Source organism: Thermomicrobiales bacterium (genome assembly GCA_023954495.1).
Lineage (GTDB): Bacteria > Chloroflexota > Chloroflexia > Thermomicrobiales > CFX8 > JAMLIA01.
Map to the genome: position 1 here is coordinate 27,098 of JAMLIA010000006.1, position 21,061 is coordinate 48,158.

Annotated in this window: 13 protein-coding genes; 6 read left to right on the forward strand and 7 right to left on the reverse strand. The window is 61.1% G+C overall.

What is annotated here, in order from left to right; all coding sequences use genetic code 11:
- Positions 1 to 69: 69 nt before the first annotated feature.
- Both M9890_02160 and M9890_02165 read right to left on the reverse strand, forming a co-directional pair.
- Positions 70 to 5,127 carry a hypothetical protein gene (locus M9890_02160; protein MCO5175761.1) on the reverse strand — a complete coding sequence of 1,686 codons (5,058 nt, stop codon included), beginning with the start codon at positions 5,125 to 5,127 and terminating at the stop codon, positions 70 to 72.
- Between the two features lie 440 nt (positions 5,128 to 5,567).
- Positions 5,568 to 8,135 carry a LuxR C-terminal-related transcriptional regulator gene (locus tag M9890_02165; GenBank protein ID MCO5175762.1) on the reverse strand — a complete coding sequence of 856 codons (2,568 nt, stop codon included), beginning with the start codon at positions 8,133 to 8,135 and terminating at the stop codon, positions 5,568 to 5,570.
- 51 nt (positions 8,136 to 8,186) lie between these two features.
- Between M9890_02165 and M9890_02170 the strand changes: the two genes are divergently transcribed.
- Positions 8,187 to 8,657, forward strand: coding sequence for a hypothetical protein (locus M9890_02170; protein ID MCO5175763.1), 471 nt, complete (start codon positions 8,187 to 8,189; stop codon positions 8,655 to 8,657).
- Positions 8,658 to 8,858: 201 nt separating this feature from the next.
- On the opposite strand, the gene M9890_02175 is transcribed toward M9890_02170, so the two are convergent.
- The 3 genes from M9890_02175 to M9890_02185 all read right to left on the reverse strand — a co-directional run bounded on the left by M9890_02175 (position 8,859) and on the right by M9890_02185 (position 12,774).
- Complete coding sequence (locus M9890_02175; GenBank protein ID MCO5175764.1) at positions 8,859 to 10,265, reverse strand: magnesium chelatase; 1,407 nt, start codon at positions 10,263 to 10,265, stop codon at positions 8,859 to 8,861.
- A gap of 175 nt (positions 10,266 to 10,440) precedes the next feature.
- Positions 10,441 to 11,823: an FAD-binding oxidoreductase gene (locus M9890_02180; protein ID MCO5175765.1), complete on the reverse strand. Its 1,383-nt coding sequence runs from the start codon at positions 11,821 to 11,823 to the stop codon at positions 10,441 to 10,443.
- A gap of 81 nt (positions 11,824 to 11,904) precedes the next feature.
- Positions 11,905 to 12,774, reverse strand: coding sequence for a type II secretion system protein E (locus M9890_02185; GenBank protein ID MCO5175766.1), 870 nt, complete (start codon positions 12,772 to 12,774; stop codon positions 11,905 to 11,907).
- A gap of 146 nt (positions 12,775 to 12,920) precedes the next feature.
- On the opposite strand from M9890_02185, the gene M9890_02190 reads away from it, so the two are divergent.
- Positions 12,921 to 14,189: a DUF2029 domain-containing protein gene (locus M9890_02190; protein MCO5175767.1), complete on the forward strand. Its 1,269-nt coding sequence runs from the start codon at positions 12,921 to 12,923 to the stop codon at positions 14,187 to 14,189.
- A gap of 1 nt (position 14,190) precedes the next feature.
- On the opposite strand, the gene M9890_02195 is transcribed toward M9890_02190, so the two are convergent.
- Positions 14,191 to 14,469 (reverse strand): SWIM zinc finger family protein, encoded by a 279-nt coding sequence (locus M9890_02195; GenBank protein MCO5175768.1) that lies wholly within the window; start codon positions 14,467 to 14,469, stop codon positions 14,191 to 14,193.
- 506 nt (positions 14,470 to 14,975) lie between these two features.
- Between M9890_02195 and lpdA the strand changes: the two genes are divergently transcribed.
- The 4 genes from lpdA to M9890_02215 all read left to right on the forward strand — a co-directional run bounded on the left by lpdA (position 14,976) and on the right by M9890_02215 (position 20,115).
- Positions 14,976 to 16,376 (forward strand): dihydrolipoyl dehydrogenase, encoded by a 1,401-nt coding sequence (lpdA, locus tag M9890_02200; protein ID MCO5175769.1) that lies wholly within the window; start codon positions 14,976 to 14,978, stop codon positions 16,374 to 16,376.
- 223 nt (positions 16,377 to 16,599) lie between these two features.
- Complete coding sequence (locus M9890_02205; GenBank protein ID MCO5175770.1) at positions 16,600 to 17,634, forward strand: thiamine pyrophosphate-dependent dehydrogenase E1 component subunit alpha; 1,035 nt, start codon at positions 16,600 to 16,602, stop codon at positions 17,632 to 17,634.
- Positions 17,635 to 17,789: 155 nt separating this feature from the next.
- Positions 17,790 to 18,725 (forward strand): alpha-ketoacid dehydrogenase subunit beta, encoded by a 936-nt coding sequence (locus M9890_02210; protein ID MCO5175771.1) that lies wholly within the window; start codon positions 17,790 to 17,792, stop codon positions 18,723 to 18,725.
- A gap of 25 nt (positions 18,726 to 18,750) precedes the next feature.
- Positions 18,751 to 20,115: a 2-oxo acid dehydrogenase subunit E2 gene (locus M9890_02215; GenBank protein ID MCO5175772.1), complete on the forward strand. Its 1,365-nt coding sequence runs from the start codon at positions 18,751 to 18,753 to the stop codon at positions 20,113 to 20,115.
- Positions 20,116 to 20,124: 9 nt separating this feature from the next.
- On the opposite strand, the gene M9890_02220 is transcribed toward M9890_02215, so the two are convergent.
- Positions 20,125 to 20,898: an SDR family oxidoreductase gene (locus M9890_02220; protein ID MCO5175773.1), complete on the reverse strand. Its 774-nt coding sequence runs from the start codon at positions 20,896 to 20,898 to the stop codon at positions 20,125 to 20,127.
- Between the last annotated feature and the right edge of the window lie 163 nt (positions 20,899 to 21,061).

Consider the following 21,061-nt stretch of genomic DNA (forward strand, 5'->3'; position numbering starts at 1 on the left):
TTGATCAGAGAGCCGAATCGCAGCGAGATATACCTCGCTGCGGTTCGGTGTCGATTGGCCTATCGTAGCTCAGAGCGCGCGTGACCACCGGAGCAGCAACGCTGCGTCGTTGGCTGGCATCATTCCGAGCATGGCCGAGAAGGAGACCGCGACCTGGAAGCGGACCATCATCGTGAATGCCACCTGCTCCTGGCCGCGCCGCGCCGCATTCTCGGCGGCCGCGAGCATGCTGCACAGGGAGTTGGCTTCGCGCGCGCTCGTGAGGATCTCCCTCGACAGCCCGCACAGGTCGGCGTGTGTTGCCACAACGCGGAAGGTGGCTTGTGTGCTGGATGAGTTACCGGCCTGATCGAGTGCGGTCGCGGTGATGCTCTGGTCTCCAGCCGAGAGCGAGCTCGCCTTGCGGTTCAGGTCTGCGCACGTATCAGACGCTACACCGGAGGTTGCATCGCTGACCGAGCAGGATATGACGATCGTGTCGAGCAGCCCATACGTCCCCTGGTTGCCGGTAAAGACGACCTCCGGCGCGGTCGCATCACGCTTGACGCTGACCGACTTGGTTGAGCTACCACCGGCGCTCACCGCCGTGCAGGTCAACGTTCTTTCCGCCGTGTCCTCAGTAACAACTGTCTGGTCGCAGCCGGTCATCGACGTGATGCCCGACTCGTCGTCGGTCACCGTCCAGGTGATCGTGACATCGCTGGTGTACCAGCCGTCGTTGCCGAGCGTGCCATCGAGCGTCGCCTCGACTGACGGTGCAGTGGCGTCGTTGACGGTGTACGTAAAGTCCGCCGTCGCGCTGTTGCCCGCGATATCGGTCGCCGTACAGGTGATCATGTGCTCGCCGAGCGACGCTGTGTCAACCGATGGGCAATTCTGCGACGCGACACCGGACAGCGTGTCCGTTGCATTCGATGTTGCAGTCGCCTCGCTGTTGAACAGGATGACTGTTGGGTCAATGGTCGGGCTGAGCGTCGGAGCCGTTGCATCACGCTTGACGGTCACGGATTCAGTCGTGCTGCCACCGTCACTGGCTGCCGTACAGGTGAAGGTCGTCTCGGCAGTATCAGTGTTGATGACCGTCTGATCGCACCCAGTCATGACGGTGATGCCTGAGTCGTCGTCAGTGACTGTCCAGGTGATGGTGACATCGCTCGTGTACCAGTCGTCATTGCCGAGCGTACCAGTGACATTCGCGACAACCACTGGCGGCGATGGATCGTGGACCAGGTAGGTGATGTCTGCTGTCGCGGAGTTGCCGGCGGCATCTGTCGCGGTGCAGGTGATGGAGTGCTCGCCGACTGACGATGTATCCACGATCGGGCAATGTTGCGATGCAACGCCCGACAGCGCGTCGTCTGCATTTGGCGTCGCTGACGCCTCACTATTGAGCATGATGTCCGTCGGCTCGATGGTCGGACTGAGAGCCGGTGCCGTTGCATCACGCTTGAAGGTCACGGACCCGGTCGTGCTGCCGCCGGCGCTCACGGCTGTGCAGGTGATTGTCGTCCCGGCAGTGTCTTCAGCAACGACTACCCGATCACAGCCAGTCATCGACGTAATCCCGGAGTCCTCATCTGCGACCGTCCATGTGACCGTGACATCACTGGTATACCAGCCATCGTTGCCGATCGTGCCAGCGACCGTTGCTTCGACCGTCGGCGCTGTGTTGTCGATGACGGTGTAGGTGATTGACGCGCTCGCGGAGTTGCCAGCGACGTCGGTTGCTGTGCAAGTGATGGTGTGCTCACCGACCGATGACGTGTCAATCGTCGGGCAGCTCTGCGAAGCAATACCGGACGCAGCATCGCTGGCGTTTGGTGTCGCGGTCGCCTCGCTGTTGAGGAGAATGACGTCAGGCGCAATCGTTGGATTGAGCGATGGTGCCGTTGCATCTCGTTTGATCGTGAGCACCTGTGTGGTGACGCCACCACTGCTCGTGACCTGGCAGGTGGAGGAGACGCCATCGGGTCCGACCGAGTCGGTAGTCACGTCAAAGACATCGCAGCCCACGACGGACGTGATCGGAGATTCGTTGTCTGAATACCACCACTCGAACGTGACGTTGCTGGTGTACCAGCCGTTGCGGCCTTGCGTGCCGAAGACCACTGGATGGACGATCGGTGGCGTGCTGTCGACCACGACCAATGTGCCATCGACCCAACTGATCTCGTAGTTTTGGGAGGTCAGACCCTGGCAGGTGATGGTGTAAACACCGCGTGGTGGGACGGGACTGAGCGCAACTGCGTTTCCGGCCTTGTCCTGCAGCACGCAGCTCAGAGTGCCGTTCAGATTGTTGACATCCTCACCGCTGGCGAAGCCATCGTAGGTGACAGCTGCGATGTCCGGCAGGGATGCGGCGTTGTCAGGCACATCGTAAGACGGTGCGGTGATCGTCAGGTGTTGCGCTAGTACCTCAAGTTGAACTGAGACTGGATCCGGAACCCAGGTGTTGCCAACGTTCGGTGTGAACTGCACAGTCAGTGTGTGCGTTCCAACCGGAAGGATCTGGCTTGCGTCGTACGCATCACCGTCAACAGTGACTGCGAATGTGCCACTAACAGGTTGGCCGGCAGCGTCTGTTGCTGTGTAGCTTAGTGGCACGTCCCCTAGAGCCGTGCCATAGGTGATCGGATCTGGGGCGGGCCAGGAGACAGTGACACCATTCAGGATGACGTATGTCGCCACTAATGACGTCGCGCCAGCAGCGTCAGATACCGTCACGTTAACTTGGTAGTGGCCGATGGCCGCATATCTGTGCTGGGACCAGATCTTGTAGGTCCCGACACTACCGGCGACGGGGATGAGGTCGATGTCATCGACGCCAAGCTCGATCATCATCGGGGATTCCGCCACGGAGAGAGCCGGCGAGCCGTCGCCCCAATCAACCGTAAGACGAACTTCATCTTCGGCAAATGGCGCGACCGTCAAACCAGTCACTTCCATCGCTTGTTGCGGCACACCAGATCGAACGTCACAGACCACTTCCGGGGTGCAGGTCGTAGCACCAACAAAGACAGACAGATCCAGCGTCGGTTTTTCGACGGATTCGATCATGACGTTGAATTCGGATGACGTCACGAGGCCAAGGGAGTCCGTGGCGGTGAGACGCACTCCCCAGATACCTGGCTTCGCGAACGACTGCTGAATCGAAGCGCCATTAATCGGATCGCCGAACGGGTTGCAGGCCACGATGCCGCCGCAGCCAACGATCACGGTCGATGGCTCCTTGAACTGCCAGCTATAGGTGACATCCAGCCCGAGCGGTGAAACACCATGCGCATTGAACGTCATTGGCGAGTTCAATATCCGCGCACCGCTATATGTTGGCGCAACATGCGGCCCGCCACCGGAGTCGACAACTGATGCCGAATATTGCTCTCCATCGTCACCAACGTAGTTGATCGACTCAGAGATGGAGCAGGTGCCGTCGTCGATACACGTGCTCGGGTTGATCTCAGGGTCGGACTCTTCGCGCTGCTTTGCTTGAACGAACTGGTAGGTGCCTTCATCATCCTGCACCAGCCAGGCGAAGCGATTCACATCGTCCCAATCGGTGTAGAAGAGCCGCAATGACGGGCTAGCGGACGGCGGGAAGTCAATGGCGCGGAGCTCGTTGATGAACCAGTGCCCATGGATTCGCGTGGTTTCGGCGGCCTCCGCTGATGGCAACTGATGTGAAATCGTCTGCGAGTAGAAGGACTCGCCCGTTTCAGCCTTCGTGACCGAGAAGAGCGGATCTGTTTGGCTGTAAGCGGGAATCTCCGTTGCATTCAGGCACGGCGCAACCGTTGGGCCGTACTCGGCGTTGTCGCACGTATCAAATCGTGGAGCTGGCAGTGCAGCAACCAGGAACATCGCGAACAGCCCGCCGACCTTGTCCGGATCGTTCACGATCGATGCCAGGTCAGGCGTTGTCGACTGCGCAGTCTGAATGTTGTCAGCGAGCCTGACTGGCAGTTCTCCTTCGACGGAGAAGTTGATGATGGCGATGACGGTGATGATGATGGTCGCAATAATGAATGCGACTGCCAGCCCAGCTGCTACGGCAGTTGACGCGCCACCTGCGATTGCCAGATCGGCCTTGACCGCTTCTGATGCGGCTTTCGCCGTCATACCGGAGGCCATGTAGGCCGAGTAGGCCGCTTGAGCCGAAGCCAGGGTGAAGTCTCCGACGTAGCCAGCGAATGGCGCAACGGCTTCCCAGATCGCTGTCGAACTCGCGAATGCCGAGGCAACGGTGGAGGAAGTTGCTATCCCGTAGCCGATGGCGGCAGCTGCGACACTGCCAGCACTGAATGCGATGGCATTCGCCGTACCTCGTGAAATGCGAGCCAGATCTGGCGAGTCGAGGATCTGGTTTTCCCGAGCAAAGCCCCATTTGACGAACTGATCGTACTCAGGCGGCATTTGCTGGCAGCCAGTTGGAGACGTGCAGGGCGTGTAGCAGGTCTGCGTCTGGTAGCCGATGTACTCTTCTTCGTATGGCGACGGCGATCGATAGTCACAGTATCCAATTGGATTCTCGTACACATCGCTCGCAAGAAAATTGACGAGTGCGCCGTGGTCAGCGCCGGTTGCGATCAGGTTGTTGTAGGCCTCCAGATTGAGCCCTTTCCAGCTCACATATTCGCGGCCAGCACCGATTGCTGCCTCCACATCCTGACGATGCTGAGCTGTCGTGAGCCAATCCACCACGTTCTGCTGATCTGTGGTGCGGCTCTCAGCCGGCGTCTTGATCGCTACGACAACGAGGCCCCACAGCTCGGCCAGCGCGTCTTCGCGCGCCCAGCTGAGGACGGCGTCGCCGTCGTCTGGGTCGAGGCCGTGGACTGCGATGACGGACGCGATTGCCGCGTTCTCCATCGCCCGGATTGACTCGGCCTGTTCAGGAGTGGCCTCATATTTCCCGAACGTCAGCGTCCCCTCGTTGATCAGTGGGGGTGGTGCGTAAACCGCTGCCGATGCCGGCTCGGCAAAGCGGTACACATACGACATCATCATGGCGACGATGAGCAGATAGACGAGTGACCGCGACCAGAGCGGTCTCGTCCTGGATGACCTGCGCCGCCCATTGCGTCGCGTTAACCCTGATGAGCGCTCCCTCACCTTACGCGCCGTTCTCATGTGTACCCTGTCCTCGCAGTTTCTTCATCGTGTCGCTCACTTCCTGGTGATGAACATCTGCTACTCACGCGACGTGAGGTCGTGCCCCCTGACGATGTGGATGAACGAACCTGGCAAGTGCGCCGAGAGATCGAGACGTCTGGTCAACCCGCAGGAACGGGCGGAGTGATTGGAAACATCGGAGTCTGCGCGCACGTCGTTGCCCTTCTCGTCACACAATTGCCAGATGCAAATCCGGTCGCCTGGAGCGGCCGGTCAACGGACACTGCGTGCGCCAATCTGTCCGGCCACTCCAGGGACTGCATTCAGCGTAGTGAGTGAGGCTGGGGTTGACTTCCGTGCAAGCCGCCAATCTGCGACATATGACATGGCGGTTTGCACCTATGCCGGAGTGGCGGTTACAGGTATCGACTTGCGAATGGGTGCGTTGAGGAAGTGGCTCAGGAGTTGAAGAAGTTGTGGCGGTGCGCCAGCGCGATGGCCTCAGCCCGGCTGGACACGTCGATCTTTGTGTAGATGTTGGCGGAGTGTCGTTCAACTGTGCGCACACTCATCGAGAGCTCGTGCGCAATGTCCTTGTTGCTGCGACCGGCAGCGATCAGTCGCAAGACATCGAGTTCGCGAGGGCTCAGTCCATATTGCGGCGCGGAGTCCGTGTGCAGCGGCAACTGCGTCTCCGCTGCGTCCACTCGCGCCAACACGGTCTCCGCGCGAATTGGCTCACAGATCCTGCGGACTTCCTGAAGCGCGATTCGGGCTAGCTCAAATTGCCCAGTCGCTAAGTACAGATCGGCGTAGACCTGCATTGAAACCGCCCGCTCGTACGGCAATGCGCAGGCGGTTGACAGTGAAAGCGACTGATCGAGATGATGGGCGGCAGCGGCAGCATTTCCTGTGATGATCTCCAGCCGTCCGACTGCGCGGTGGGCCATCGAGAGCAGTAGCGGTTGACGTGGCTCGCTGGCCAGATCGAGCGCAGTTCGCGCGTGATGCATGGCGGACTCGTTGTCGCCGGTCAGGGAGCAGAATCGCGTCCACAACAAGTGCCCTTCTGCCCGCCCGATCACTGCGCCGCTCCACTCAACCCAGCGGCCGTGCGCCACGATCCATTCATGAGCTGTCGGCAGGTCTCCCGCATCCATCGCCAGCCCGGCCGCCAATTCCTGAATCATGAGCACATCAATGAACCCCTGGTTGCCGGGTTCGGTGGCCGCGCCGGTGGGGAGCAATTCGTGAATGAACTCCCACGCCTCTGCGACCTTGCCCTGATCTCGCTTCAGCTGAGCCAGCACCGTGCCCAACTTGATATGCCACCATGACACATTTGTTTCTTCGGAGCCGTACGCCTCTTCTGCCGCCTGAATGTCCGACCAGCGACATTCGAGAAGCGCGAGGTATGAAATTGACGCGACGAGCGGCAGGTTAACCTCTGTCGAAAACGTGCCGACAACCTGTTGGTACATGGCGGCGATGTGCTGCGCGAGGAAGCCACGCTCTCTTACCTGCTCGGTGCGATATGGCAAGAGCACGAGCTCAAGCTCTTGCGAGTAGACATCGCCGATCAGCATCCGATGGTCAATGGCCTGATACATCGCTCGTGCGGACGCGAACGCTCGGTCTGCGTCGTCCGGTCGACCGACGAGTGCGTACGCGATGCCAAGGCCGTTGTACAGATCCGCCCAACCGCTGCCGGTGTTGCCACCAAGGTCAGGCGTCAGGCGCGCTCGCTCTGGATCGGGAGGCCAGATCGTCGCTAATGCTTCGCCGATGGTGAGCGCTTCCTCGATATATCCCAACCAGGCCAGATTGGTGACGACAGTCCCCCATGTGAGGCATATTGGATGATCAGGCTGGTCTGACAACAATCGCGCTGCCCGACAGTGCAACGCGACTGACTCCTGCGCCTCGGCAATACCTAGCGGTGGAACACCGCACGCATCGAACGCCCCTGCGCGGAGCGCAGCGTCTGTTTCTCGGCAGGCTGCCTCAGCTTCACGGATGCCCCGTCGCATGTCTCCAAGGAGGAATTGCAGGTAGCCGGAATAGAACGACGCCAGGGCCCTCAATAGCGGATCGTCCAGACGCATGGCTGCCGGGAGTACGTCCTGAATCGCCGCGAGGCCGCGCTGAGGATCATCGAAGCGGCGCATGATGCCAGACCAGAACTGGAGCCAGCTGTATTCGCGCGTGCGATCAACCTCGTGGCGGAGCCAATTCGCGGCAGCGTCGAAATGATCGGCTGCCTCAACCCAGGCGTGTGACCAATGCGCGCGTCGCCCCGCCTCGATGAGCCATTCGACTGCACGCGGATCGTTGGCCTCCTGATAGTGTTGTGCCACCAGATCGGGCAACGCAGGACGCGATGACGCATACGCCTCGGCAATCTTCTGATGCCACAACCGTCGTCGCGGACCGTGCAGGGACTCTACGAGCGCATCGCGAATCAACGCATGATGGAATCGGAGTTGGTCTGTCGTTTCGCCTTCGTCAAGGATGCGAGCTTCGAGTGCCTCGTCGCAGATATCGAGCAGCGTGGCATCGTCGAATCCGCAAATCGCTGCCCACAGGTCGAGCGAAACGTTCTCCCCGAGCATGGCTGCGACCTGCAACGCTGAGCGCGCTTCAGGCGTCAGCCGTTGCAAACGGACATCGATCACTTCGCGCAGGCGGTTGGGAATGCGGAGATGCGCGACATCTGTCAGCACCCAGCGCTCCATGTTACGGGTCAGCGTGCCGCTTTCCTCAAACGAGCGCAGCAACTCGTTGGCAAAGAGCGCGTTGCCCTGGGTTAGATCAACAAGCATGTCGGCCAACTTCTCGACATCCGGATCTGCAAGGCAATAGCGCGCCTTTACCAGGTCGGCGAGACCAGACCGATCAATGGGCTGGAGGGTGAGTCGTTCTGCGTGCGTATCGCGCACGAGATGCGGTAACTGCTGCGCGAGGGGATAGCGCGAGGTGAGCGCATCGTCGCGATACGAACCAACAATGAGCAGTGGGATTGTCACGGACCGCCGACCGACGAAACGCAGCAGGTCGATGCTCGATTGATCGGACCAATGCAGGTCTTCCAGTATGAGGCAGATGGGTCGCTGTTTGCTCGCTGCTTCGACAAACACACAGAAGGATTCGAACAGTGCCAGTTGGCTTGGTGCGGCGGCGGCTTGTCCATCCGCCCACAACTGGCCAGGCGGAGCGGGAGGTGGATCGCCAACCGGTGGATGCCTCGCTATATGCATTTCCCAGGCGCGAGCAATGCCAATCCAGGGAGAATATGGTCGGGATATTTCCTGATCGGAACAGTTGCCGATCAATACGGTGACGTCCTGTGCGGATGCAATGTGGGTCAAATCCTCAAGCAGGGCCGTTTTGCCGACACCAGCTTCACCACGGAGCAACACGAGTCCGCCGGTACCAGCGATCGCTTGCGACAAGTGCGCCTTCAGGAGCGTCCGCTCATTGTCTCGGCCAACAAGAATTGTGGAGAGCCTCTGATGGGCTTCATATGCATCGCCGCGGTCGTCCATTGAGGCGTCGCCCGTCGGTCAAAGTGGCTGCGTCTGCTCATAGTGGTCGCTCGTTCGCAGTATAGCAGCCGGTGTTGTTGGCAGCGAATAATTTGCGCAAGTGAGATGCTGTGTGTTGATTGCAGGCGAAGAACAGCGCGGTTGTCATGCAGCAAAGCACGACGACCGCGCTACTCAGAAGATCGCGCGTTGTTGTGAGATTGTCTAGGCCTTGTATTGCGCCCCAGCCCCAGCAGCTCGATCCTTGTTGAGCCGCCGGTTCAGGTGCAGGCCCTCCAGCACGAACTCGACGCCAGACGCGACGCCAGCCGGGCTACCGGGCAGGTCCAGCTTCTCCAGCGCCTCGCGGACGCCATCGATATGCGAGACCTGATGGACGTAGTTCATCGCCGGGAGATCGTCGGCGGCATCGACGGTCAGGCCATTGTCGAAGCCGAGGACGAGATCGTCGAACTCACGGACGGAGAAGTAGCGGTTGAACGTAGCGATGATCGCACCCTGAATCAGCTTCTCAACGATGCGATCCTCGCGAACCTCGCCCATCGTTTCCAGCTCGATCTTGCCGGTGGTCGAGGCGATGACCGCTCGCAGATCGGAGATGCGCGGCACGGCCTGCTTCTCGTTCAGCCGGATCGTCCGCTTGAGCGCGCTGGCAACGACGTTCTCATAATTAGCGATCGACATGCGCACTGAGACACCGGAGCGCTGGCTGATGTCGTGGCTGCGACGGGCCAGGTGCGTGATCTCGGCGATGATCTCGCGCATGAACTGCGGGACGTACAGATCGACACCGTCGGTCGGCGCGGGCAGCGACTCCTGCGCCATGATGTCCATCTCCAGCTCGATCGTCTCCGGGTAGTGTGTGCGAATCTGCGAGCCGTAGCGGTCCTTCAGCGGCGTGATGATGCGACCGCGGTTGGTGTAGTCCTCCGGGTTGGCGCTGGCGACGACGTAGACATCTAGCGGCAATCGCACGCGGTAGCCACGGATCTGGACATCGCGCTCCTCCATGATATTGAGCAGGCCGACCTGGATACGCTCGGCGAGGTCCGGCAACTCATTCATGGCGAAGATGCCGCGGTTGGTTCGGGGAATCATGCCGTAGTGGATTGTCAATTCGTCGGAGAGGTAGCGGCCTTCGGCTACCTTGATCGGATCGACTTCACCGATCAGGTCAGCGATGGTCGTATCGGGCGTTGCCAGCTTCTCAGCATAGCGCCGCTCACGACCGATCCACTCGATCGGGGTGTCGTCGCCCTTTTCTGCAATCAGGTCGATGGCGTAGCGGCTGATTGGATTGAACGGATCGTCATTGATTTCGCTGCCGGCGACGATTGGTACGAATTCGTCGAGCAGGTTCACGAGGCTACGGGCCATACGTGTTTTGGCCTGTCCACGCTCACCGAGGAAGATGATGTCCTGACCGGAGAGAATCGCATTCTCGATCTGCGGCAGCACGGTCTCTTCATAGCCGACGACACCGTCAAAGAGCGGCTGATCGGAACGAAGGCGGGCGATCAGGTTCCTGCGCATCTCTTCGCGAACTGGTAGGACGGTGTAGCCGCTGGCGCGCAGTTCGCCTAATGTTTGAGCCTGGTGCTGATCCGACATAGTGATCGAACCTTTCTGCAACGGTGGGTGAACGATTCGGATGCGCAATCCGCTTCACGAGCCGTTGGCATTTTCGAGCGGAGGGCGGAAGAGGTGGCGCACATCAGTCATGTATATGTGACGCGTGCTGCGCTCAATCGTACTGCCGCGCGTCGGGCTGTCAAGAAAAAACAACTCAGTGGTGCGTCAATCGTTCTGCGAGCGAACGACCGTCCGATGGGACGCCGGTTCGCTCAGCCTTGGCGTCCAACTGTGCGAAACCACGCTGAACCAGCCGCACGCCCAGAAAGCGGTACGGCTCCGGCTCCCACGGCTTTGGTGCGTGCTGGGCCATCGGCAGGCGGACGAGGTCGGTGTCACGACCAAGGATCTGATCCGCGAGCACGCGGCCACTCAGGTTTGAGGTGGCGACACCGGTACCGGTATATGCACCGGCCATAGCGACGTTCTCGCGCGGATCGAATCGCATCGTTGGCATGTAGTCTCGCGACCAGCCCAGCGCGCCTCCCCACGAGTGCGTGAACTTCACATCCTTCAACATCGGGAACCACGTGCGCACGTTTTCCTGCAACATGTGGTGGGTCGGACCATGGCGATCGTACTCGTCGCGGATCGCCGAGCCGAAGTGGTACGGCGCGCCGCGACCGCCGAACATGATTCGGCCGTCGGATGTGCGCGACAGGTAGTTCACCATGAAGCTCATTGATGAAACGCATTCATGTGCGTCCCAGCCGATCTCCTGCCAGTCTGACTCCGTGAGCGGCTCGGTCAGCGTGATGAGGGAATAGGCCGGCAGGACTGCGCGGCGCATTTTCGGAAGCTGGCTGATGAATGCCTCACCTGCCAGAACCAGCGTCTTCGCGCGGACGTGTCCGGTGTCCGTGTGTAGCGCAGGCCACGCTCCGGCCGTGAAGTCGGTGACGCGCGTCTGCTCGTAGATCGTTGCGCCGCGCTGCTCGACCGCGCGGGCCAGGCCACGGACGAGCTTGCCCGGCTGGATCGTCGCGGTATGTGGCGTATAGATTGAGCCGAGCGTGTTGGTGACGTTGATCCGTTCGGCGGTCTCTTGCAGATCAAGCTTCTGGTAGTCGTTGGTCAGACCGAACTTCTCGTACGTAGCCCAGGACGACTCGATCGACGGCAACTGGTGCTGACCGCGCGCGAGGCGTAGCGAGCCGCCCTTGCGCCACTCGATATCGATTTCTTCCTGCTCCGCCCGCGCGCCGACTTCATCGACCGCATCCCACATCGCGTGTTGCACAGCCAGTGCGGCGTCGCGACCATAGCGATCTGCCAGTGACGACAGGCCGAGCGGGAAGCCCGATGTGCACCATGCGCCGTTGCGACCCGACGCGCCGAAGCCGGCGATCTCAGCTTCGAGGATCGCGATCTTCAAGGTCGGTTCATGCTCGAGCAGATAGTAGGCGGTCCAGAGCCCGGTATATCCCGCTCCGAGGATGGCCACATCGACGTCGATTGATCCGCGCAGCGCGGGACGCGGCGTGAGATCGTCGCCACAGGTTTCCAGCCAGTAGCTATAGCTTGCGTAGTTCTTCATTGACCGACTCACTCCTCGCATTCCAGTGCGTACCTTGCCTGAGGCGGCATTCTACGGGCATACGCGCCCGCTCGGACCCGACTACGGCAGCTCGTCGGTGCGGCGTGCGTCGATGACATAGCCACGGATCGTGCTGGCTGTACTCAATCCGCGTGCACACCAGTCGCGGATCTGATGTGTTCTGCGCGCCAGACGATCCGATGCCTCACGGTCGTCCCAACCGCCCAGCTCAGCGAGGACGGCTATGTAACGACCAATCTGAAATTCGAGATCGCCGCGCAGCGACTGGCGGTATGCGATCTGCACGATGCGCGGAGCGTCTGCGTCATTCGGCACGATGCGCTCGATGGTTGAGACGCGTCGAAGCAAACGGCTGCCCGAGTACCCGACGCTAATGTTCACAACGAGGTCAAGATGAGCGAGGTGCTCGGCCGGAACCTCCAGCGGGTACGACATGAGTTGGGCGAGCGCATCTGAAGCAGACGAAGCGTGCATCGTCGTCGCGAGAGGGTAGCCATCGAGGACGGCATCAAAGACACGCCGCACACCATGTCCCCAAAGGTAGATCGGCAAATGCGCACTGATCTCATTGCACAGCAGATACGCATGCGAAGCCGGAGTAGCCGATAGAAACTCAAATCGCTCATACCAGCCACGCAGGAAGATCGGCGCAATGTCGTTCGGCAGGAAGTCGAGCAGTGCGGTGAGTAGCGTCGTTTTACCTGCGCCGTGCGGTTCGGCGATGACCATAAGCGAGGCTCGCGCTTCGATCGCCAGCGTGAGGAACGCGGAGCTGACGACATCGAGTGCTTCGCGTTCGATGAGCCAGATGAGTGAGCGCTGGTTGTGTGGCGTCCAGCCTGATCCCCACCAACCGAACGGCTGTCCGTAGTCGGATGGGCTGGGTGATGCCGCAGATGCAGTTCCAGTGCTGCCGTGAGGCTGCGTCAACTGATCGCTCCTAACGACGCAGATAGTACGGCATTGGGCTCGTCTCGTCGCAGGACGTGGCATTTGCCGTGCGGTGGAAACGCCGCGGGGTCGCATTCCAGACTGTGCGCGTGGGTGGATAGTGGCTGACGGAGGCTCATGCGCAGGTGAAATCCACATCGAAACGGATAGTTGTCGTCCTGCTTGTGCTGCAGTGCGTCATGCTAGCTGGCATGCTCCGCCGCGATGGCCCATTCGATCATGTCGGCATGGATTTTCTGACCACCTGGGTTGATGCCAGCATGATTCGCGATGGCGATGCTCACCGGCTGTACGACACCCGCGCCCAGTGGGAATACGAGCTTCCGGTTATCAACCAGTACGACGTGCATTGGAACGACCGCGTCATGCACCCGTATCTGGCTCCGCCACCGCTGGCGATCCTCGGTATTCCCTTCACCTTGCTGTCACCGATGGCCGCGCTCGCAATCTGGATGAGCCTGGCGATCGGCGCAGTGTTGCTGGCGCTTCGCAAGCTCTGCTCGTCGTTCGCGATTGAGTGGAGTGACATCGCGCCGCTCGTTCTTGGGTCGATGCCACTGTTCGCGCTGGTCATGCTTGGGCAGGCCGACGGTCTACTCGTGCTGGCGTTTGTGGTGTTCCTCGCACAGTTGCGACGCGGTCGAGAAGGTCGAGCTGGCCTTGCGCTCGCTGTGCTGGCGATGAAGCCACAGCTCCTGCTAGCGCCGATCATCTACCTCCTGGTGACCGGTCGGCGTCGGGCTGTCGTGTCGGTTGCTGTGGCAAGCGCTGCCGAAGCCGCGCTGTCGTTTGCCCTGATCGGCTGGGGTGGATTGCAGGACGCGTTGGCAGTGTCGCGTCGCATGGGTGGCCCAGCCGGCGATGCCGTGATCCACGTCGCCGGCATGCTCAACATTCGCGCTGCGGTCGCGCGCTCGCTGCCGACCAACATGGAATTCCTCCAGACGGTCGTCATCGTTGTGCTGACCGCGCTCATTCTGGGCGTCACTGCCCGAATCTGGCGACGGGGCGATAGTCATGCGGTCACGCCGATCGGAGCGGGGTTGCTCTGCATCGTGACTGTGCTCACGGCGTTTCATGCGCACTACCATAGCGGCGTGCTCGCGCTGCTTGGTGTCGGGCTGCTCGCAGTTGGCCTTCGGGAACACGGCGAAGCCCAGGCAGCGCAGCGCCTCGTGACGTTGACGCTGATCACCTTCAGCTTCGTGCCGTTCGTGCTATTTCTAATCAACGAGTCGACACGCCGACCTGCGGCGCTCGGGACGATCGTCCTGCTCGGTATGTGGACCTGGATGGCCTACAGGCTTTCGCTGCAGGCGCGTCCCGTTGCGAGCCTGACCGTGCTGGCCAGAGAGACATCACCGTCATCGTCACAACCACACTCGGAGGCGTAGATCAGGCCGCTTGCAAATGGGTCTCGTCGAGGGCACCAAGCTCGCGCAGTACGAGCGCGCGGTGCTTGCAGTAGGAGCGGAACTCGCTACCCCGACAGGTGCAGAGCAGATCGCTGTCATACACGGTGACCTCGTAGGCGGTCAGCGGTTGACTCTTGCTGGAGACGGCCCAGTACCGTGGGTCGCCGTTGAGGCGGTAGGCCCGCAGACCTTCGCGGTCGGCTTTCTCTGCCATCCGTTGCCAGGTGGAGAGCGGGGTCACCGTCTGTATATGCGTCATCATCATTTACTCCCGCTTTCTCGTCGAACAATTCGACCTATTAATTCTACTAATTTGCACCTGTGACGGCCAGTCACTTTCCGCGTCCACATGCGGAAAACAGGACTTTTCCAAAGACGAACGCAGCGATTCAGCCTCGCTCTCTCGCCTGACTACATCTCTGCGTCCGCCTATGGAGTTGGCCTGTCACAGCCGAGAATCGTGCCGCTCGACTGACAGATCAGCGCCGTTTACTCGTCACTCATTCGTCGCAACCAGATGGTCAGTTATGTGCAGTCGTGACGAAGTCAACGCTGTAAAACACATTGACTTCGTTCGCTGCGGGTCATTTCCTGCCCGTTGCTATACTGAAGAATGACAGGAGCCCGGTATCCGGTCGGAAGAGACTGCTACAAACATGACCGGACCGCGGAACATCTGAATTGCTCGCGCGACGATTGCGCGGACGATGCTGCTGAGCGATGTGTGCTCAGTGCCGACGACTGGATGGGAGTGGCGGGATCGGTATGGCGCAGGAGCAGAACTCGTACGATGTCCTCTTTCTCGGTGGCGGAACCGGTGGGTACGTCGCAGCAATTCGGGCCGCACAGCTGGGAATGCGCGTAGGGGTCATTGAAAAGGACCTCGTCGGTGGCACATGCGTCCATCGCGGTTGCATCCCGGCGAAGGCGCTGCTGAAGGGCGCATCGGTAGCCAGCACCGTGAAGGAAGCCGCGAAGTACGGTGTGACGCCTGGTGAAATCAGCCTGGACTACGCCGTCACGATGGGCAATGCCCGCAAGGTTGTGGATCAGAACTACAAAGGCATCCAGTTCCTCTTCCGCAAGCACAAGATCGATACGATCGAGGGCTGGGGCGTCCTGACCTCACCGAACACGATCAAGGTTCAGACCAAGGACGGGTCGTCAACGGAAGTCACCGCCAAGAACATCATTATCGACACCGGCTCAACTCCTCGACCAATCAAGGGGCTCGACTGGGACCCGAAGCGTGTCTTCAATAGCGACCACGCGACGACTGAGCCGTACCTGCCGAAGCGCGTCATTGTTCGTGGCGGCGGGGCGACCGGCCTTGAGTTCGCCAGCACCTACCGCGACTTCGATTGTGAAGTGACCCTTGTTGGTCGAGTCGCGCCGAACGAGGACGAAGAGGTCCAGAAGGAGCTCACCCGAGCGTTCCAGCGGCGCGGCATTCGCGTTATCCCGAACGTCCGCCCGACGGCCGAAGACTTCGAGATCAGCGATGATGGCGTGAAGATGCGCTTCACCGCAGACGGCAAGGATGAAGTCATCGAGGCTGACGCGCTGCTGGTTGCGACCGGGCGCTTCGGCAACTACGAGGGCATCGGCCTGGAAGAGGTCGGCGTCAAGGTTGTCGATGGCTACATTGCGGTTGATGAGTACATGCGCACGAACGTTCCGGGCGTCTTCGCCATTGGCGATGTCACCGGGAAGCAGCAGCTCGCGCACACCGCCATGCATCAGGGCGTTGTTGCTGTCGAGCTGATCGCCGGCGAGAAGCCGCACGCGCTCGACTACGGCAAGATCCCCTGGGTGACCTACTGCTCGCCGGAGATCGGATCTGTCGGTCTCACTGAGCAGAAGGCTCGTGACGCAGGCTACAACGTACAGACCGGCAAGTTCCCGCTCTCGGCCAACGGCAAGGCCCGCATCGAAGGTGACACCGTCGGTTTCGCCAAGCTGGTGGTCGACGCTGACACCGACCAGATCCTTGGGGTTCACCTGCTGGGCGGTCACGCGACGGAGTCGATCTCCGAGGCCGGGCTGGCGATGATGTTCGAGGCAACTGCCTGGGAGCTGACGATTACCGTCCATCCGCACCCGACGATTTCCGAAGTCATTCACGAGGCGGCGCTCGACGTCTTCGGGCGGCCCCTGCACATCTAGTCGAACGGAAGCAGAACTTCGGACGGTCGCCCAGCGGCCGTCCGAAACTACAGGTAGTAAGGAGAAGCCGAGCTCAGAGCAACGTTGTCTACGCAAGTGAATAGCCAATTCGTCGCGGTCGTGGTTCGCGTTATGCGGAAGCAAAGACACGAATCGACAGCGGCGTGCTCACAGGTGAAGATCCAGTCCAACGGCGGGCTGGAACGGCAAAGGAGGCAGCACTATGGCGAGCAACGGCACAGGCAGTGCGGCAACCGTATCCCACGAAGCGGTGGGAGATCTGTCGCACGATGAACTGCGAAGAATGTATGAGACGATGCTGCTGGCCAGGCAGCTTGATGAGCGCATGTGGTTGCTGAACCGTAGCGGTCGCGCGCCGTTCGTCGTTTCCGTTCAGGGGCACGAGGCCGCGCAGGTCGGCATGGCATTCGCCCTCGATCCCAACCGGGACTGGCTTGTCCCCTACTATCGTGACCTTGCACTCGTTCTCCACTTCGGATATTCCGCACGCGACGCAATGCTCTCGCTCCTTGCCCGGGCCGAAGAGCCGAACTCCGGCGGGCGGCAAATGCCCGGCCACTATGGCTCCCGCGAGAAGCGCTTCTACATTGGATCCAGCGTCGTTGGCACGCAGTTCCCGCAGGCAGCCGGTTTCGCACTGGCAGCGAAGATGCGCGGCGAAGACACTGTCGTCGTGACCAGCATCGGCGAGGGCGGCACAGCGCAGGGCGATGTCCACGAGGGACTGAACTGGGCCTCGATCCATAAGCTCGGCGTCATCTTCTTTGTCCAGAACAACCACTATGCCATCTCGGTCCCGATGGATCGTGAGATGGCTGTGAAGACGGTGGCCGAGCGTGCAGCCGCGTACGGCATCCCGGGTGTGCGCGTCGATGGCGCGGACGCGGTTGAGGTGTATCTGGCTGCGCGCGAGGCAGTCGCTCGCGCACGTCGCGGCGACGGGCCAACGCTGTTTGAAGCTGTCGTCACCCGCATGACACCCCACTCGTCTGATGACGACGACCGACTCTATCGCAGCCGAGAAGAAGTGCAGAGTTACAAGGAACGCGACCCACTGGTCGTGACTCGCCAGCGCCTGGTCGATCTGGACGTCCTTGATGAAGTGCACGAGAGCGAAATACTGGCGCGGGTGAAAGCCGCTGTCAACGACGCGACCGAGTACGCCGAGCAAGCCCCGCTGCCCGATCCGAGCGAAGCCTTCAAGCATGTCTATGCCGAGGTCGGGCAGACGGTCTAGCGGCTCGCGCGAGCAGCCGATGTCATCGACGCTGTTGTCGACGACGCATCGCCCGCTCGCAGTGCTCACCAGCGTGCGCAGATGCACGTAGCGCAGGAGGATACGTGGCAACGAAGCTACTGATTGAGGCGATCCGCGAAGGGCTCCATCAGGAGATGGAGCATGACGAGCGGGTGATGATTCTCGGTGAGGATGTCGGCAAGCGCGGCGGCGTGTTCCGCGTCACCGACGGGCTGCAGGAGAAGTTCGGCGAGCTGCGAGTACTCGACTCGCCGCTGTCCGAATCGTCGATTATTGGTGTCGCGATCGGCGCGTCAGCGAACGGGATGCTGCCGGTTGCCGAGATCCAGTTCCTCGACTTCATTCATCCGGCAATGAACCAGATCATGAGCGAGGCCGCCAAGACGCGCTACCGATCCGGCGGCGATTTTTCGTGCCCGATCGTGATTCGCGCTCCTTATGGTGGCGGTATCCACGGAGCGCTCTATCACTCACAGTCGATTGAAGCGCTGTTCACGCACATTCCGGGGCTCAAGGTCGTCGCTCCGATTGATCCATACGACGCCAAGGGGCTGCTGAGCTCTGCGATCCACGATCCCGACCCGGTCATGTTCCTGGAGCACAAGCGCGCCTATCGCGCGATCCGTGGCGACGTGCCGGACGAGATGTACACCGTGCCAATCGGCAAGGCCAGGGTCGTGCGCGAGGGCACTGACATGACGATCATCTCCTACGGCTGGTACGTGCAGGAAGTGCTGGAAGCGGTCGACGCCTATACGCAGCAACAGCAGGCATCAATTGAGGTCATTGACCTGCGCTCGCTCCGTCCGCTCGACAGCGAAACTATCCTGTCGTCGGTCATCAAGACCGGCAAGGTAATGATCGTGCATGAAGCCAACAAGTTCGGCGGCCTGGGCGGCGAGATTTCAGCGATCATCGCTGAGGAAGCCTTCCCGTATCTGGACGGCCCGATCGTACGAATCGCCGGCCCGGAAGTCCCGGCGATGCCGTACGCCGCGCCGCTGGAGAAAGCCTTCCTGACCTCTGCTGACGACATTCGCGCTGCCATAGATCGCCTGGCGGCTTACTAGCCACCCGAACGTGAGGAGGACAACGATGTCCAGTACAACGCAGGGAACGACCATCGCCATGCCGAAGCTTGGCGAGAGCGTTACCGAAGGCACGCTCGGATCGTGGCTGAAGGCGGTCGGCGATGTCGTCGAGAAGTACGAGCCACTGGTTGAGGTTGTGACTGACAAAGTCACGGCAGAGATACCCGCTCCGGTGTCAGGAACAATCGTCGCCATTGTCGGCGATGAGGGCGAGACGATCCCCGTCGGAGGCGCGATCTGTGTGATCAACGAGGGCGGTGATGTCGCAGTCGCCGAAGCGCCGATCACCGAGGTGCTCGGCGACGAGGCTGCGAGCCAGCAGGCCGCAGCGCCGCCCGCAGCATCAGATCGCCACGGCGACGAGGAACGCGCGCGCGCTGACCGTGATGAGCAGGAGATGCTGCGCATCCGATCGTCGCCGATCGTGCGCCGCCTCGCAGAGGAGCATGAGATCGACCTGGCGTCCATCGCTGGCAGCGGCATCGGCGGGCGCGTGACCAAGTCCGACATCCTCGCCGAGATCGAGCAACGTCGCCATGCTCCGGTTGCTCCGGCCCAAGCGCAAGTGCCACCGACGGTACCTGCGCAGCAGCCGGCAACGATCCAGCCGCCGATCGCGCCTCCGCCGCTTCATGCTCCGATCCATCCCGCGCCGCCGGTTGAGATCTGGCCGGGCGATGAGGTGATCGACGCGAGCATCATGCGCCGCCAGATCGCCGAGCACATGTCCAGATCGGTCCAGACAGCGCCGCATGTGACCGTCTGGATGGAAGCCGACATGAGCCAGGTCGTCGCGGTTCGCAATCGCTACAAGGACGAGTTTGCTCGCCGCGAGGGCTTCAGTCTCACTTACTTCCCGTTCCTGATTCGCGTCGTGACGCAGGCGCTGCGCGACTTCCCGGACGTGAATGCGGTCTGGGACAACGGTCGGATCATTCGGCGCAAGGCGGTGAATATCGGCGTTGCGGTCGCGCTCGAAGATGGCTTGATTGTGCCGGTAATTCACGGCGCGGACGAGAAGAACCTCGTTGGCATCGCCCGGTCGGTGCACGATCTGGCGGAGCGCGCTCGCACGAACCGGCTGTCGGCCGACGATGTGCGCGGCGGCACGTTCACGCTGAACAACCCCGGCACGCTCGGCTCGCTGTTCTCGACGCCGATCATCGTCCAGCCGCAGAGCGCAATCCTGTCGATGGAGGCCGTCGTCAAGCGTGCAGTCGTCATCGATGACGCGATTGCAATTCGCCCAATGATGAACTTGTCACTCTCGATCGATCACCGGCTGCTCGACGGCCTGGCCGCGACGCGGTTCCTGGCGGCAGTGAAGACCAGTCTGGAGTCGTATCCGACTGACTCTTCGATCTACTGATTCTGCTAGTCAACCTCGGACGAAGCCGCCTTCCGAGTGAATGATCTGCCCGGTAATCCAGCCCGCCTCGTCGCTGACAAGAAACGCGACGAGGCGGGCGCAATCTTCCGGCGTGCCGAGTCGACCCATCGGCGCGTGCTTCAGCAAGCTCGCGCGCAAGTCGTCAGAGATCCAGCCAGTCTCAGTCGGGCCGGGGTTGACGGCGTTGATCGTGATGCCGCGTTCCGCTAGTGGCGGGGCGAGCGACACGGTCAAGGCTTCAATCGCGCCCTTCGTCGCGGCGTAGGCGAGCTCGGTCGGCATCGGGCCAAGCGATTGCCCCGAGGTCAGATTCACGATCCTGCCCGGACGACCTGTTGGGTGGCGGCGGGCCATCTCGACGCACAGCATCGTTGTCGCGCGCACGTTGACAGCGTAGTGCGCATCGAGATCCGCGCTCGTCAACGACAGCAGGTCAGTCTGATGCGAGACGGTCGCGTTGTTGACGAGGATCGTCGGCTGGCCGAGTTCCCGCTCGGCTGCCTCCAGAAGCCGCTGCGCGGCGTCCGGCTGGGAAAGGTCGATCTCTGTGGCGGCGCAGCGTACGCCGAGGTTGGACACCTCATCAATCAGGACGCGCGGCATGTCCTGATCGACACCCCAGTCCATCGACGCATCGTACGGTCGCCAATAGGTCAGCATGATGTCGATGCCGTTCCGCGCGAAGGCACGACAGATCGCAGCGCCAATACCAGCGCGACGACCCACTCCGGTGACAATCGCGATCGGGGCGCAGTCGCTCATCACATTTCTCCCTTGCCGTTGGGCAATCACAGACAATGCCGATGTGTTGTGTCCAGCGTGGCGTCTGTCTTGCGACGTCGATATCGCAACGTCGGGCGTGTCACGGTTTGCGTACCACCATTGCCCTGGCGGTAGACGTGTGACGATGCTGAAGGACGGACAT

Excerpts from the sequence above, each read along its gene's own strand:
- M9890_02160 (MCO5175761.1), bottom strand. The coding sequence starts at position 5,127 with ATGAGAACGGCGCGTAAGGTGAGGGAGCGCTCATCAGGGTTAACGCGA.
- M9890_02170 (MCO5175763.1), top strand. The coding sequence starts at position 8,187 with ATGCAGGTCTTCCAGTATGAGGCAGATGGGTCGCTGTTTGCTCGCTGC.
- M9890_02175 (MCO5175764.1), bottom strand. The coding sequence starts at position 10,265 with ATGTCGGATCAGCACCAGGCTCAAACATTAGGCGAACTGCGCGCCAGC.
- M9890_02180 (MCO5175765.1), bottom strand. The coding sequence starts at position 11,823 with ATGAAGAACTACGCAAGCTATAGCTACTGGCTGGAAACCTGTGGCGAC.
- M9890_02195 (MCO5175768.1), bottom strand. The coding sequence starts at position 14,469 with ATGACGCATATACAGACGGTGACCCCGCTCTCCACCTGGCAACGGATG.
- lpdA (MCO5175769.1), top strand. The coding sequence starts at position 14,976 with ATGGCGCAGGAGCAGAACTCGTACGATGTCCTCTTTCTCGGTGGCGGA.
- M9890_02205 (MCO5175770.1), top strand. The coding sequence starts at position 16,600 with ATGGCGAGCAACGGCACAGGCAGTGCGGCAACCGTATCCCACGAAGCG.
- M9890_02210 (MCO5175771.1), top strand. The coding sequence starts at position 17,790 with ATGGAGCATGACGAGCGGGTGATGATTCTCGGTGAGGATGTCGGCAAG.
- M9890_02215 (MCO5175772.1), top strand. The coding sequence starts at position 18,751 with ATGTCCAGTACAACGCAGGGAACGACCATCGCCATGCCGAAGCTTGGC.
- M9890_02220 (MCO5175773.1), bottom strand. The coding sequence starts at position 20,898 with ATGAGCGACTGCGCCCCGATCGCGATTGTCACCGGAGTGGGTCGTCGC.